Origin of the sequence: Nostoc sp. KVJ20 (assembly GCF_001712795.1) — a bacterium.
In the GTDB taxonomy this organism is placed as follows: Bacteria; Cyanobacteriota; Cyanobacteriia; order Cyanobacteriales; family Nostocaceae; genus Nostoc.
The window spans coordinates 1-15395 of sequence record NZ_KV757679.1; the positions used below are offsets into that span (position 1 = coordinate 1).

17 protein-coding genes are annotated in these 15395 nt (G+C 40.4%); 2 read left to right on the forward strand and 15 right to left on the reverse strand.

Annotated elements, in window-relative coordinates:
* Positions 1-583: 583 nt before the first annotated feature.
* Positions 584-1366 carry a peptidylprolyl isomerase gene (locus tag A4S05_RS28030; RefSeq protein ID WP_069073063.1) on the forward strand — a complete coding sequence of 261 codons (783 nt, stop codon included), beginning with the start codon at positions 584-586 and terminating at the stop codon, positions 1364-1366.
* Positions 1367-1584: 218 nt separating this feature from the next.
* On the opposite strand, the gene A4S05_RS28035 is transcribed toward A4S05_RS28030, so the two are convergent.
* The 12 genes from A4S05_RS28035 to A4S05_RS28090 all read right to left on the reverse strand — a co-directional run bounded on the left by A4S05_RS28035 (position 1585) and on the right by A4S05_RS28090 (position 11340).
* The gene (locus A4S05_RS28035; RefSeq protein WP_069073078.1) at positions 1585-1932 is read right to left on the reverse strand and encodes a HetP family heterocyst commitment protein; all 348 of its coding nucleotides are present in this window, start codon (positions 1930-1932) and stop codon (positions 1585-1587) included.
* An 83-nt stretch (positions 1933-2015) separates the two neighbouring features.
* On the reverse strand, positions 2016-3137 hold the full coding sequence (locus A4S05_RS28040) for a T3SS effector HopA1 family protein (RefSeq protein WP_069073064.1): 1122 nt from the start codon (positions 3135-3137) through the stop codon (positions 2016-2018).
* A gap of 103 nt (positions 3138-3240) precedes the next feature.
* On the reverse strand, positions 3241-4407 hold the full coding sequence (locus tag A4S05_RS28045; RefSeq protein ID WP_069073065.1) for a phosphotransferase: 1167 nt from the start codon (positions 4405-4407) through the stop codon (positions 3241-3243).
* A gap of 109 nt (positions 4408-4516) precedes the next feature.
* Positions 4517-4741 (reverse strand): hypothetical protein, encoded by a 225-nt coding sequence (locus A4S05_RS28050; RefSeq protein WP_069073066.1) that lies wholly within the window; start codon positions 4739-4741, stop codon positions 4517-4519.
* 353 nt (positions 4742-5094) lie between these two features.
* Positions 5095-5328: a hypothetical protein gene (locus A4S05_RS28055; protein WP_069073067.1), complete on the reverse strand. Its 234-nt coding sequence runs from the start codon at positions 5326-5328 to the stop codon at positions 5095-5097.
* Between the two features lie 174 nt (positions 5329-5502).
* Entirely contained in the window at positions 5503-5763 is a 261-nt protein-coding gene (locus A4S05_RS28060; protein WP_069073068.1) for a hypothetical protein, read from the reverse strand.
* A gap of 167 nt (positions 5764-5930) precedes the next feature.
* Positions 5931-6164 (reverse strand): hypothetical protein, encoded by a 234-nt coding sequence (locus A4S05_RS28065; protein WP_069073069.1) that lies wholly within the window; start codon positions 6162-6164, stop codon positions 5931-5933.
* 143 nt (positions 6165-6307) lie between these two features.
* Entirely contained in the window at positions 6308-6532 is a 225-nt protein-coding gene (locus A4S05_RS28070) for a hypothetical protein (protein WP_069073070.1), read from the reverse strand.
* A gap of 160 nt (positions 6533-6692) precedes the next feature.
* Positions 6693-6917, reverse strand: a complete 225-nt coding sequence (locus A4S05_RS28075; RefSeq protein WP_069073071.1) for a hypothetical protein — start codon at positions 6915-6917, stop codon at positions 6693-6695.
* A 440-nt stretch (positions 6918-7357) separates the two neighbouring features.
* The gene (locus A4S05_RS28080; RefSeq protein WP_069073072.1) at positions 7358-7600 is read right to left on the reverse strand and encodes a hypothetical protein; all 243 of its coding nucleotides are present in this window, start codon (positions 7598-7600) and stop codon (positions 7358-7360) included.
* A gap of 403 nt (positions 7601-8003) precedes the next feature.
* Positions 8004-9548 (reverse strand): M16 family metallopeptidase, encoded by a 1545-nt coding sequence (locus A4S05_RS28085; protein ID WP_069073073.1) that lies wholly within the window; start codon positions 9546-9548, stop codon positions 8004-8006.
* 148 nt (positions 9549-9696) lie between these two features.
* Positions 9697-11340, reverse strand: coding sequence for a M16 family metallopeptidase (locus A4S05_RS28090; protein WP_256091213.1), 1644 nt, complete (start codon positions 11338-11340; stop codon positions 9697-9699).
* Positions 11341-11491: 151 nt separating this feature from the next.
* On the opposite strand from A4S05_RS28090, the gene A4S05_RS28095 reads away from it, so the two are divergent.
* The gene (locus tag A4S05_RS28095; protein WP_069073074.1) at positions 11492-12106 is read left to right on the forward strand and encodes a TetR/AcrR family transcriptional regulator; all 615 of its coding nucleotides are present in this window, start codon (positions 11492-11494) and stop codon (positions 12104-12106) included.
* 163 nt (positions 12107-12269) lie between these two features.
* On the opposite strand, the gene A4S05_RS28100 is transcribed toward A4S05_RS28095, so the two are convergent.
* From A4S05_RS28100 to cobQ, 3 genes are all read right to left on the reverse strand, one after another.
* The gene (locus A4S05_RS28100; protein ID WP_069073075.1) at positions 12270-12716 is read right to left on the reverse strand and encodes a DUF4332 domain-containing protein; all 447 of its coding nucleotides are present in this window, start codon (positions 12714-12716) and stop codon (positions 12270-12272) included.
* A 275-nt stretch (positions 12717-12991) separates the two neighbouring features.
* The gene (locus tag A4S05_RS28105) at positions 12992-13228 is read right to left on the reverse strand and encodes a 2Fe-2S iron-sulfur cluster-binding protein (protein WP_069073076.1); all 237 of its coding nucleotides are present in this window, start codon (positions 13226-13228) and stop codon (positions 12992-12994) included.
* A 123-nt stretch (positions 13229-13351) separates the two neighbouring features.
* Entirely contained in the window at positions 13352-14836 is a 1485-nt protein-coding gene (gene cobQ / locus A4S05_RS28110) for a cobyric acid synthase CobQ (RefSeq protein WP_069073077.1), read from the reverse strand.
* Between the last annotated feature and the right edge of the window lie 559 nt (positions 14837-15395).

Below are 15395 nucleotides of genomic sequence, written 5' to 3' on the forward strand. Positions count from 1 at the left end.
ATATTCAGTCTACTTCAGTAGACTTTAGCTATGAGCCAGAGAATTCATTCTCTGGCGGGTTATGAAGCCCGCAGCGAAGTTATTTCTAGCTTAAGTTGACACCAATGGGCACGAAACCCAACCTACACAGGTTATTAAATCCACGATCCTTAGCATATAGCCCTACTTAATTCGTTTGCAAGACTCAGATCCCCAAATTCAGTAATAATTTGGGGATCTGAGTCTTGCGATTTAATTTGTGTAATACCAATTTTTTATGCAGCTTCACATTAAATTGGTATCAAGTATTACTAGATTTTCATTAGATAAATATTGTAGTTTTATTGTTTCTTTTTAGCTATTTATTTCTGGCTTCTGAATTCTTTTCCATCTTTTTTTGCTACACTGATTTATTGAAAAAATAAATATAATTTATATTATACAATATATACCTTTTGATTACATCAGATAAAATATTCGAGTTATTATTATATAAAGGCAATAATAATTGCATCTAAAAATATAAGAGAGATGCAATTATTATTATCTTGCTAAAATTGAAACCACCCTATTAATTTAGGTTACTAATTGGAGGAGTTAGAATATGTCAAAACTATTGACTGTTTCTCCTGATGATATTCTTGACCACATAAAGCTTTCTTGCCAAATCCCTAGCGTATTGGAGGCGATCGCAACTCGGAAAATTGTTGAAGATGAAGCTAAAAAGGCAGGTATTGAAATTGGTTTAGAAGAACTGCAAAATGCAGCAGATAGCCTGCGTTTAGCCAACCAACTTATCAAAGCAGAAGATACCTGGGCATGGTTAGACAAATATCATCTTTCTTTAGACGACTTTGAAGCAATAGCTGAAACCAATCTAATATCTGCTAAATTGGCAAATCATTTATTTGCAGAAAAAGTCGAATCATTTTTCTATGCACACCAACTCGATTATGTTGGAGCAGTGACATACGAAGTCGTATTAGATGACGAAGATTTAGCTCTAGAACTGTTCTACGCGCTGCAAGAAAATGAAATTAGTTTTCAAGAAATTGCCCGCCAATACATTCAAAATACTGAAATACGCCGTGCTGGAGGATATCAAGGAATACGCCTCCGCAGCGATTTTAGACCAGAAATTGCAGCAGCGGTCTTTGCTGCGAGTCCCCCACAAATTCTCAAACCAATAACTACTCCCAAAGGAGTGCATATAATTGCAGTTGAGGAAATCATTAAACCTCAACTAGACGAACAGCGGCGGCTGCAAATTATGGGAGACTTATTTGCTAATTGGTTAAAAGGTCAAATCGCCGCCTTGGAAATAGTGACAAATCTTACAAAGGTTGTCAATTCTCAATCCTCTAAAGATATCCTAATACAGGCTTAACCTCTAATTCCCTCCTTAAAAAGGAGGGATAAAGTGTTAACTGAAAGACATTGCTTGATAAATGCGATGCCTATGGCGGTAAACTACGCATTTTTTTTGAGGATATTTACCCATTAACGTAGGGACGCACAGCTAGCTATGTGTCCCTATCAGATTGATGTATGCAAGATTAGAAATTTCTAATATTTATCAAGAAAAATTTGTAAGAATAGAGACTTTTAAGCCTGTTCCCTATTCTCTGTTCCCTTTTCCCTGCTATCGTTGGAACGACCTTTGCCGATACCCATTTGAATCCAGCTTGATTCTAGTTGAAAAAGTCCTAAATTCCGATTATCAGTTTGACGACGATTGGCTTTGCTAAGTAGCCAGTTATTTTTCATTAATCGAATGTAGGTGCGTGAGGGTATATATTCTAGAGGATTGTAACCACTAAAACGAAGGATTAAAACACAAGCCCAGGAATATTTACCCACAGAAACAGCTTTGACTATGTGTTCCAATTCTTCATGATTGAATTTAAATTTGTTATCTAATAGTTCATTAGATGTGGAAAATTCTTGAGTCATATAATTCATGAGTAAAAATCGGCGTTGCTGAGTAAGTGAATTTTTGAACTTGTGACTGGGTATGAATCCCCAGTCCCTAGTCCCTAATCCCCAGTCCCTAATCCCCAATTCAAAGAAGTATAGATATCATCCGAGTTAGGATTGAGGTAGGGACGTTGCAATTCAATTTCGCACAAAGAGAAATGCCGCAAAATTGATGTCATCCGTCCTGCTGGCGTATCATTACCTTCATACCAAGCCTCAAGTAAAGCATTGGCAACAATTTGACAGCGGTTTGTGCCAAAACTTTCTTTAACAGCAAATTTGCGGTCTGGTTCTTCAGCGATCGCCATCCCTGGTGCTACCATCTTGGTAAACAAAGGCACTTGCTCACCAAAATGGGATTGATGTTCTGCATATACCCTCTCTAACACTGGGTGAACAGCTTCGTAGTTGCTTTTGCCAAAGTAAAGCACTGCTGAGTCATAACGCTCATAATCGGAAGGATTGTATAGTGCTTTGAATGAAAAGAAAATGGGGATAGCGTTGAGTTGGGCAGTTAAACTGTCCATAACTGCAACTGCACCCTCTGAAGTTAAATTGAAATAAACGCGCACCAGATTTTCTTGATTTGAGGGAGTTCCGGCATTAGCAACTGCCATATAAAATCCGTTTTGCACCAGATTTTTGGGCATTTTAATCGTCACTAAATTACCGGCAGTAAGAGGTTGGTCTGTTGGCTGCAAATGGATATCGCGTTGAATGTGCAGTATTAAAGCATTTTTCTCAACTGCCAAAGTCCCATCAGTTTCTTCTTTCACTACCAGCCAATCAGGACTCCAGTAGCCTTCGCCTCTGTTGCTTTCATGCAAGCGATCGTAAAATGCTAAATCTACACCCAACAAAGTGTTATTTTCTATATTTTGATTCAGTGCCAAATTCGTTACCTCTGCATCGGGTGCGAGGGCACTTTTCAAAGAGCCATTGTAATAGATGCCGTAGAGAAAATTACGCAGTTGCACGCTTAAAAAGCTATTCTGGATGTCTAAGGGTAATTGCTGAAAACGAGTAACTGCTGCCTGTGGTAATTCCAAGGGTTTATAGTCTGGGTGTCTAATACAATAGTGAGACTCAATTTGAAGTTGATTAATGATGTCTTGTAGTGATGTCTGCAATGACTCTGAAATATCTGGTAGTTGAGTTTCTAGCGAATCTAATAGTTGCATAGGTTTATTTGGGAATTGGGCATTGGGAATTGGGCAGAGGTGCGGGGTGCAGAAGGGAAAACTCTTCTCCCTGCTCTTGCTCCCTCATCCCCCGCATCCTCTCCTAAACGGGGGCAAGGTCTGATATTTGCATTCCGAAAATTGTTGGAATTGATGCTTCTGGACGGCACAACAAACTTTTAGCAACTTGGAGCATACATATACCAGAATTACCAAAGGTTTTTTCGTGCTGGAGTGCCGCTTGAATAGCTTGAATTAAAGCTAAACCACAAAATTGCACAACTCGTTGCAAGAAATCAGGACGATGCTCTAAAATTTCGGGAAAGTAAGCTAAATAAGTAGTAAGCAGGGCCGAGATGGAAGGCTGAATAACTTGTAGAGGGGTTGTTGCTAGGCGTAAAGACTCTTCGATCGCAATGGATTTACTGGTAATTAAACTATACAACCAAAATTGCAAATAGCTAGCGATCGCTTTTCCCAAATCACTAGCCGGATCTCCCCAACCAGAGCGTTCCCAGTCAATGAATCGAACAATGCTCTCATCTGAGAACGACTCATCAAAAAATACTTCTTCCCAATCGAGTAATAGAAGGATATTGTTTAACTTCAGGTCATTATGCGTTAGACAACAAGGAGTGAAAGCGTTGGTTAAATTTGCGATCGCTTGTCCCAGACTGTCGTAACGTTGATAAAGGGTAAAGAATTTCAGTCCATCAGCAGGAACCTTACCAAAAATTTCCGGAGTAATCCTATCCAATCCACGAATTAGCTCAGGAGTTTTTTGATTAGATGCATCCTCAGACTTTTGAAAAAAGTCCCGATAGTTTTGACGGTCAAAAGTTAGACGATGAATTGATGCCAGAGTCGCACCAACTGCCGCCGCAATCTTAGTTGGAAAAAAATTCTTCTTCAGGTAGAAATCATGCAAATCGCAATAATTGCTCAGATAATTAAACACAATGATGGAATTTTCCGCATCAAAATGCAATGCTTCCGACAAATAAGGTCGAATGTGGCTGATTTCTGGGAATGTTTGGAAAAAATCGTGAATTCGCCATTCCTGCAAAAACTCACCAGCAGTTTTGCCTTCTCGGTTGAGACGTTCTTGCTTAACTAAGAGTTTTCGTCCATCTGGAAAAGTCAGTAACAAGTTAAAATTTTTAGCAGGTTTTAGCTCGACTTGACTCAAAGACTGCTCTTGTTGAGTACACATACCTTGAGAAATCAGGTAGCTAAAAACATTTTGAGAACTTAATAAAAATGGTGGCATAGCGTCAGAAAAATCCTAGCTGAATCACTAAAGTTATTTGATTAGTTAAAAGTTGTTGATGGCAAATCAATACATTGCAGATTTACCATCAGGTTATGATGCAATCTTTTTAGGTTACATTCCCATTAGGATTAAATGACTTTGCTAGCAACGTATTATTGTAGATTGCAAAGGAAAGTAACATAAATTCAAGGCTCTTTACACCAAAGTTAAGCATTTGAGTAAAGTCATCTTCTTCACCACCATATACAAGCATAGAATCCATATTAGTCAGGTCGGTCAGGTAATTTTCTGAATCAGCAGGGCGCAGTTCAGAAATTGTGATATTTGACATTTACTCCATTCCAGAGAATTATTTATCCAACGCTCAACGTGAATTAGATTCAAGTAGCGAAGAACTAAAAATTCTGAATAATCATTGAGAAAAATTTTCTCGGCTCTCCTGGTTTATTAGTATTCAAAAAGTCTCATGTGTTATGCCATCTCACGAAATGCCTGATACATTCTCCTTTCAATACTTGCTCAATTCCTTCCTTTTAAGAAGGATCAAGTATTAACCTAACTGGATTGAATTTAGTTGCATCTAGGTAGCGCTGATGCCAAAATCAAAATTATAATTTTTGCACATGAGTTACTTATTTACTCTTAATACCAGAAAAGCCATTTAGCTCATTAGTGAACTACAAATTAAACACCTTCACTGAACGATTTGGCTAGGGATACAACATTATTTATGCCAAAGCCTAATATAGAGAATTCAAACCCCTTAATGCCATATTGCAGTAATTGTTCATATCCATAGCCTTCACCACCATTTATAGATATAGAATCCATATCGCTTAAGTCGGTGAGGAAGTTTTCGGAATCTTGGAATAATTCTGAGCCAAGGGGACGCAGTTCAAAAAGTGTGATCTTAGTCATGATTAATTCCCAAAATAATTGTGGTCTTTAAGTAAAACTTGTGGGTAGTAAAGCTTTAGATAGCCGAATTTGTCGTCATTCAATCAACTTTATAGTTTTTAACTGCACAAATCTGGTTTTTCCTTTTATATTAGGAAAGCTAGATGGCTTAGTATCGAACTATGAGTTAATTTCTTAACCACAAGTGCTGTTTGCAGAAGCAATACTAGTTCCACTGAATGACTTAGCTAGGGATACAACATTATTGATTCCCAACCCTAAGAGTGCGAACTCATATCCCTTAATTCCATAATCTAGCAATGGATCAAATCCGGCGCCGTGACCACCATAAACAGAGGTGGAATTTGCATCACTCAAATCATTGAGAAAGCTTTCGGAATCTTGGAATAGTTCTGAGCCAGATAGATACAATTCGGAAAGTGTAATAGTAGCCATGATTTACTCCTAAAAATCTTGTGAGATGTAGTTGGATATTACTGCTTTTAGCTAGCTCTTTTGCTTTTATTAGTAATAAAGAATATTCTGCTTTTCAGATACATATATTTCTTTTTTACTTAATTTACAAAAGAGCTAAATAGCTTAGGTGTAATTACTAACTAATATTACAAGAACCCATCCCCTTCGCTGAATGACTTAGCTAGGGATACAACGTTATTGATTCCCAAGCCTAAGATGGAGAATTCAAATCCCTTGGCTCCATATTCCAAGAATGGATCGTATCCGTAGCCTTCACCGCCATATACAGCATTCACGTCGTTCAAATCGGTGAGAAAGCTTTCGGAATCTTGGAACAGTGCCGAGCCAACTTGCAATTCAGAAAGTGTGATATTAGCCATGATTTTCTCCTGAAAAATTTGTTGCGATGCATTTTTACTTTTGGCTCTCTTGGATTTTAAGTTAGAAAAACCTTATGTTTATTACATATATTTTTTTAACTTTTATCACAAAAGAGCCGTGCAACTCAGTAGCTAACTATTAATTAGTCAGCCTCACTTAATGACTTAGCTAGGGATACAACGTTATTGACTCCCAAGCCTAAGATGGAGAATTCAAATCCCTTGGCTCCATAATCCAGTAATTCATCGAATCCATAACCTTCACCACCATATACAGCATTCATGTCGTTCAAATCGGTGAGAAAGCTTTCGGAATCTTGGAACAGTGCCGAGCCAACTTGCAATTCAGAAAGTGTGATATTAGCCATGATTTTTCCTACAAACTCTTGTTGCAATGCGTTTTTACACTACTAAATCTGGTTGGCTCTTCTAGATTTGTGGTTTAAAGAAAACTCATGTATGTCACATATATTTCTTTTTTCCTTTAATCCCTAGAAGAGCCATTTAGGTGAGAGAGTAAACTACAAATTAAACATCTTCACTGAATGACTTAGCTAGGGATACAACGTTATTGACACCCAAGCCTAAGATGGAGAATTCAAATCCCTTGGCTCCATATTCCAAGAATGGATCGAATCCATAACCTTCACCACCATATACAGCATTCATGTCGTTCAAGTCGGTGAGAAAGCTTTCGGAATCTTGGAACAGTACCGAGCCAACTTGCAATTCAGAAAGTGTGATATTAGCCATGATTTTTCCTACAAACTCTTGTTGGATATGAACAATTAAGCTGTATATTGCTTAACTGTTAATGCAATTTTTATCCATAACTTTTAGAGAAATCAAGGCTATTAACTCGCTAAAAAAGACATAAATCAAAGGAATAAGTCTGGATTAACTATTGGAATAATTATAAAAACTACAATGAAAATTGCTGCTATTATCGAGGATAAGGCGCAATCAAGGAATTTTTATTGATTTGATATAGCAGTTTTAAATAAGAGTCTTACACCATTCTCAAAACTGTAAGGCGGATACCGTTTACCATTTTCTCAAAGCTTGATTTATAAATGGTCGGCAGCGCCCACAGCACATATTTTTTAGCTAATAATTATAAAAAAATGCGCTCTAAGTCTAATTAATCTTAGAGCGCACAAGCTAAATTAATTTGAAAAGTAATTGCAAAAAGATTAGAGGCTCTCAACAATTTCTGTTTGTACATCTCCTAGCTTGTTATTTAATATATCCATCCAATTATCAAAACGATCATTGAGTTCGGTCACTATGCCTGATGGATCACTGACTGAAGTTCGTGAGCCTCTTCTCCTTCTTCTAGCACCACCTTCTACAGTCTTCATTTCCTGATCGGTAAGTTCATCGAATTGCTTATCTTCACCGATAGGATGCAGGTCGGATATGGTTATCCTAACCATGTGGTCGCCTCCCTAAATACATTGCTATACATTTATATTCAGTTACATAGCCTTGGATAGGATTAAACCTGACATCCAAAACCCTCTCTTATATTTTGCTATGCAATTAAAGAAAATCAAGTTTTACTGATTAATTTTAAAGACTAAATTAAGGGAGTTTTGTCTAAAGAAGAAACGATTTTATAGCAGTGGAATTTATTTATGTTGCTGAGTATCCCATAAAAATAGAGACAGCAATAAATCGCCGTCTCTATTTTTAGTTTGACTGTAATTTGTGATTGAGCAGCGTCGCTAGTGGTCTATCACATTAATTTTGACGGTTAGAAAGACGCGATAAATCGCCGTCTCTACAGAGAATTTATCCATCAATTATTTATTGACAGACTACTAGACATCTATGCCACTAATTCTTCGCCTGTGGCTGTGAACCAGGAATCGTTACATCTATTGGTGTCACTTGTGCTGCTAGTTGCGTCAATGGTGGTTGAATAGCGGTTTGATTTCCCACTACTAAAGTCACGATCTTTTCTGGTTTGAGGTATTCTCGTGCTACCCGTTGCACATCTGCGGCGGTGGTGGCGGCGACAGCTTTTTGATAGCGAAAGAGGAAATCAGCAGGATAGCCGTAATATTCGTATCGCATCAACCGTGATAAGGTTTGGCTGGGGTCTTGAAAGTTGAATACAAAGGAGTTGAGTGTAGACTCTTTTGCAAAAGCTAATTCTTTTGCTGTCACTCTTTGAGTTTGGGTGCGCTTAATTTCACTTTGTAAGGCTTTGACAAACTGGACGGTAGCATCCGATCGCGTTTGTCCACCAGCAATAAACATGCCAGGATAGTCGAAACGGGGACTCCACTGGCCATACACCGAGTAAGCTAAACCTTGGCGCGATCGCAATTCATTAAATAAGCGTCCACCAAATCCATTTAACACTCCATTCAATACATCCAGCGCTGCATAATCGGGACTGTCAAACCGTCCGCCTAAATGGCCGATAAGCACACTACTTTGTGTCAGTTGTGGCTGATTGACAAAAAAGACCCCACCTGTATTAGCTGGCAAAACCTTTGGTAATGTCGGTTTAGCAACACCTGGGTTGCGGTTCCAGTCGCCTAACTTAGCTTGAATGAGCGATCGCATTTTCTTAGAATCAAAATCCCCTACAATCCCCAAAATCATATTATTGGGGTGAAAATATTGCTGATAAAACTTGAGCAAATCTTCACGCTCAACCTGATCCACTGTTGCATACTCTATGGTGCGAGCATAAGGGCTATCTTTGCCATAGATCAATTTCTTAAATTCTCGACTAGCAATCCCACTTGGATCGTCATTGCGACGCGCAATGCCACCCTTAGCCTGAGTTTTCGCCAAGTCTAGCTTTTCTTGAGCAAATGCTGGCGATCGCAAAACCTCCGCAAATAGCCCAAATACCGTTTCTAAATCTTCACTGAGTGCGTCAAAGCTTGCACCACCAGAAGCTTCACTAATACTAGTTTCCACCGAAGCTGCTCGTTGTTCCAATATCTCGTTGAGTTCATCAGGCGAATGCTTCTTGGTTCCTCCAGTCCGCATCACCGCGCCTGTAAAACCAGCTAAACCAACTTTTTCCATTGGTTCCAAGCGATTTCCTGTCCGCACAAACGCCGTCCCATTCACCAACGGCAATTCGTGATCTTCCATCAAATAGACAACTAAGCCGTTTTGGAGTACAAACCGCTCATACTTGGGTAACTTAATCTCAGGTAGCGGTGGCAGTTGCAACTCTGTGTAATGCTTCGCCTCAGCTGTTGCCGCCAGAGAAAAGTTACAAGTTAAAAGTAAACACGCAAAAACAGCAACTAAAGCATAAATCAACCCCTTCACATTTCGGATTTTAGATTTTAGATTTTGGATTGATCGGAAGCGAAATTTTGCATTTATGCCAGCAAAAGACTTTTTTACCATCTTGAATTCTCCATATTTCTCTTTCTCTACATCTGGGGCTGTTTGTTACACCATTTCACTTTTTGGTCGTTACATTTGAATTCCTCGAACCGTAGCTTCAGCAAGCTTTTGATAATCCAAAATCCCAAATCTAAAATCTAAAATTGTCTCATGCTTCTTTCGACAACAGCTTACCAATCGTGCGATTTTTCGGTGTAAACGTCTCCTTTGCCACCCGCACAATATCAGTCGTCGTCACCGCCGAAATATCATCCAACTGCTTAAACAAATTCCGCCAAGAGCCAGTTTTCACTTCATATTCCAACAATTGTTGAGCCATCCCCATATTGGAAGCGAGGGTACGTAACAAACTTGCCCGTGCTTGGGTTTTCACGCGTTCTAAATCAGTCACCGCTACAGGCTCAGTTTTTAATTTGTCAATTTCTTGACGCAAAGCCACAGCTAATTCATCAACTGTATGACCAGGAGCCGTGAGAGCATAGAACAACATCAGGTTTGGATACTTATCTCCAGGAAATCCGCTAAAACCTTGAGCATTTAGCGCCAAACGCTGCTTTTCTACCAAAGATTTATACAGTCGCGATGTGCGCCCATCACTTAATAAACTGCCAATGATTTCATAGACTGCATTATCTGGATGGGTAATTGCCGGACGATGATAACCTTCTAAATACCAAGGTTGAGAAGGCAGTTGTAAAGTAACTTCCCGTGTTTGTTGTTGTGGCGGTTCCACCGGGATTTTTTCAACAGCTCTGGTTTTGGCTTCATAGCGGCCAAAATAAGTTTGCGCCAGTTTTTTCACCTCAGCCGGATTGACATCTCCGACAATGGCAATGGTCAAATTACTTGGTACGTAGTGAGTATCAAAAAACTTTTGGACATCTTCTGGTGTCAGATTGCGAATATCTTCGTCATAACCAATCACCGGACGTCTGTAAGGATGAGCTTTGTAAGCAGTATCGATAAATTTTTCCACCATCATGCCAATGGGTGAATTATCTACCCGCATCCGTCGTTCTTCTAAAATTACATCTCTTTCTTTATAAAACTCACGACGAATGACAGGATCGAGAAATCGCTCCGATTCCAACGACATCCAAAGTTCCAGCTTATTAGCAGGAAAGCTGTACAGATAGCGGGTAGCTTCAGTTGATGTATTGGCATTTAAACCCACGCCTCCCGCTTGTTCGACAATTTGCCCCAATTCATTTTGTTTGACAAGCTTGGCTGCTTGCGATTCCACTTTCTTAAACTCAGCTTCTAACCGAGCAACCTCATCTTTTTTGCCATCGGTTTTTGCTGTTTTAATTTGGGCATCTAACCGTTCTAAGGTTTCAAATAGTGGTTTTTCTTTTTTGTAGTCTTCTGTACCAATGCGCGTCGTGCCTTTAAATGCTAAATGTTCCAGAAAGTGAGCTACACCAGTTTTGCCATCTGGCTCATCCACACCACCGACATTTGCATAAGTAAGAAAAGAAACTACTGGCGCTTGATGCCGTTCCAAAACAAGGAATTTCAAACCATTGTCGAGGCGAAACTCCGTTAACTGCTTTATGACTCGATCCAGATAAGGTTGAATCGAACTTTCAACTGGCGGGGTTTGAGTTTTGGTTTCTTGAGGAGGAGGTGCTGTCTGAGTTTGAGCCAGAGCAATTTCTGGTAGTAATCCCCACCAGAGAACGATCAAAGCTAACAAAGTGACAAACAACCGCCGCAATATGACAGATACTTGATCTGACCAATCCAAAATCCCCAATCTAAAATCTAAAATTGACCGACTGATCTGGTTCATAAGCGAAAATTAAGATAAAGTTACATTACCTAAATAACAGGATACTTAGCAAAAGGGCGTTAATCTTGTATTAAGCTTTCAGTGGGTCTTTGTACTTGACATTAGACAATAATGCTACAAGTCCTGTTCCGGATATCTAACCATAACTGTTATGCGAGTTTTTAATTCTTCCCCGCCTTCAGAGGCTCAGACGCGCACCCGGATTTTGCAGGCAGCACAACGGTTGTTTGCCTCTCAAGGATTTGACGGTACTACCACCCGCGACTTAGCACAAGCAGCAGGTGTAGCTGAAGGCACTCTGTTTCGTCATTTTCCCAATAAAAAAGCGATTTTGGTGGAAGTAGCCACGAATGGTTGGGTAGAGATTCTCACCGATTTGCTAACAGAATTGAGTGAAATGGGCAGCTATAAAGCCGTAGCTCAGGTGATGCGCCGTCGGATGTGGAATTTTCAAAAAAATGCCGATTTAATGCGCGTTTGTTTCATGGAAGTGCAGTTTCACCCCGACTTGCGCGATCGCATTCAATTAGAAGTCATTAACAAAATGACCGATGTCGGCGAAGCATTCTTTCAAACAGCTATGGATAAAGGCATTTATCGTCAAACTGACGCCAAGCTAGTTGCCAAAGTTTTTTTAGGAATGTTTGCGATCGCAGGTTTTTCCAACAACACAATCATAGAACCTGATGCCTCTCCCCAACAAATGCAGGAAATGGCCGAAGGACTCGCTGATATCTTCCTTAATGGTGTTTTAGCAAAAGAGTAGGGAATAGGGCATTGGGCATAGAAGATTATGAAAAAGGGTAAAGGGGAAGGGGGAAGGGGTTTGTTTCTTTATCCTTTTCCCTTTAACCTTGCCCCTTTGTCCTCTCATCTCCCTCATCACCCCAGTCCCTAATCCCCAGTCCCCAGTCCCCAGTCCCCAGTCCCTAATCCCCAATCCCTAATGTTTTCGCTTGCTGACTCCACTGTTGTACTAGCTCAATTGCTGGACACAAATCTCGTCGCTGCATTGTTGCTACTTGCAAGCGCATAATTTGTTGGTGCAATCTGTGAGTGGGAGTTTGAGCTAACTGCACTACAGAACCAATACCCGCATGGAGCAATAAACCACAATATTGTGTACCTACACTAGGAATACGCGCCAAGTCAGCTAAAGCCATCCATTTATTTATATGTTGAAGATGAATCTGTAGTTTATTTGCTAAGACTAATCTTTCTTCTAGAGTTTTCCCTTGTTTGAATAGTACGACTGTGCTACTAATCCCACAATTTTGCAGTTGACATTGTTCCTCGTGGCTCAACCCAGGTAGTTGCTCAATTGGCCAGTCACGAGATTGCATAGTACTTCTACTATCTTTGTGTTTAGCAGACATTTTTCTAAAATATAGGCTTCTTGAAATATTGTGACGCGATCGCGCAAACTACGTTCAAAGTCTTTTACCTTTGACGCTACTCAGTGCTGAGTGTGAGGATGAGGAAGATATCAATTCAAAATGACGCTCTCTACGAGACGCTGCGCGTAGCTTGCTTCTCTGTAAGAGTACGCGGACTCGCTAACACTGCGCTAAAAAATTCAAAATTAAAGAACTTCTGCCTTCTGCCTCCTGCCTCCTGCCTTCTTCCTCCTACTGTATTTCTTGGAAGTCCCTTACCAAGTTGGATCGCTAAACAAATTAATTGTTAATTCCTCGCGTGGTGGTACTGCGGTGATACAAGCGCGGATGATCTCTCCATCCTCTAACTCCACAGTGCAAGCATGACAAGACCCCATGAGACAACCGGTGGGAATAAATACCCCAGCCCGGTCTGCTACATCTAAGAGGGCTTCTCCCACCTCGGCATCTACTGTGACATCATCTGGTAAAAAGCGGACACGAACAATCATCAGTGTTACGCATTTAATTTAGTCTTGTCATTCGTCCTTTGTCAGTTGTCCTTTGCAAATGACCAATGACAAATGACTAATGACGGTCTTAACGAAAAAATTTGCATTTCAACGTATTTTAGCTTAAGACAAAAACAGACTTAAATCTAAATGGCTTTCAACTTCAGTGGCTAAAGAGTCCAAAATCTGTTCTCGCTGTTCTCGATAGTTAGCAACACCAGTGGGCAAAGATTTTAAACCCCGCTGTTGACGGAGGCGATTTAACCAAGCCCGTCGCCAAGGGCCGTTATCAAACAGCCCGTGAAGATAACTTCCCCACACCGATTGACAACTATCCACTAATCCTAAATTAATATCGTCAAATAGGGCATGGTAGGATTGGGGGTCGATGCCTTGTTGTTCGATGCGCGATCGCCCTTGGTGGATTTCAAAGCCATTAACTGGCAAGCCCTGTTGCGGATAATTTGAGCTAACTTGGCGCTGGCGGGCGATTTTTTGTCCTGTAATTACAGTTCTAATTGGTAAAAGATTTAACCCTTGAAATCTGCCAGCTTGTCCTTCTATTCCTTCTGGATCGGCGATGATTTGACCAAGCATTTGATAGCCACCGCAGATACCTAAAACCGTTCCACCAGATGCAGCATAGTTTTGGATAGCTTCTGCCATACCGCTTTTTTGCAGCAGTAGCAAATCAGCAATTGTGGTCTTTGTGCCTGGAATAATCACGGCATCAGGATGTCCTAAATCTTGCTTAGGACTTAAGTATTTTACTGAAACTGTACTTTCTGATTCCAGTGGGTCAAAGTCGGTGAAGTTGGCAATTCTTGGTAAGCGGATAACGGCAATGTTGAGATCCGTTTGGGCTTTATTCGACGACGATTGACGTTCTAGCAGGTCAAGAGAATCTTCTGCTGGAAACATTTCTTGCAAGTAAGGTATAACACCGATAACCGGGATACCTGTCCGTTCTTCTAACCATTTTATCCCCGGATCTAGGAGCGATCGCTGTCCTCGGAACTTATTAATTACTACACCCTTAATTAGGGCGCGTTCATCTGGTTCCAATAACTCTAAAGTGCCTACCACGTGGGCAAAAGCACCACCCCGATCAATATCAACTACTAATATTGTTGGCGCATTCAAATATTTTGCCACCCGCATATTAGTTAAGTCGCGGTGCTTGAGGTTAATCTCCGCTGGACTACCAGCACCTTCACAAACCAGCAAATCAAATTCTGTTCCTAAATGCTGTAGCGATTCTTCAATTGTCCGCCACCCCAATTCAAAATATTGCTCGTAGTAATCTGAGGCACTCACTTTACCTACAGACCTGCCTTTAATAATTACTTGAGAGGTCATATCCCCTTGGGGTTTGAGTAAAATTGGGTTCATTTCTACCCAAGGCACGACTCCCGCCGCCCAAGCTTGTACTGCTTGAGCATAGCCAATTTCTCCACCACTGGCAGTGACATAAGCATTTAAAGCCATATTTTGACCTTTAAAGGGAGCCACTCGCCAACCACGCCGCGACAGAATACGACAAATAGCTGTGGTTAAAAGTGATTTCCCTGCATGGGATGTTGTCCCCACTACCATAATTGATTTCATAGTTTGCTATTTAGTTAGTTTTTCTAGATAAGGGTGAATTTTAGGAGTGAATAGTCACCAGACAATCCATCCATCATTTAAAAAGCAGGAGCAGGGAGCAGGGAGAATGGAGCAAAGGGAAAATTCCTCTCCTCTATACCCTTCACCCTGCCTCTCTGCCTCTTTTCCATGCCCAATGCCCCATGCCTAATTCCCAATGCCCCATTCACAAATTTAAGTCAAATGATTATGGTAAAGACTTCATGAATAGATGTGATGTTTCCGTATATATTGTTCCCTTTGATTCCCTAATCCTAACTCTTTGGTTTTTTATTCTCAGGACTTACGCAAACAATAGCCGAAACACTGATTTTCATGTAGGGACAATTCATGAACATTGGTGTCAACTTCAGCTAGAAATAGCTTCGCTGCGGGCTTCATAACCCGCCAGAGAATGAATTCTCTGGCTCGTAGCTAAAGTCTACTGAAGTAGACTGAATATTTTTGGGGATATCTAGTCATCTTCAGATGACTTTCGCTATGAGACAGGGATTTACAATCCCTGGCGGACGTGGGGTTT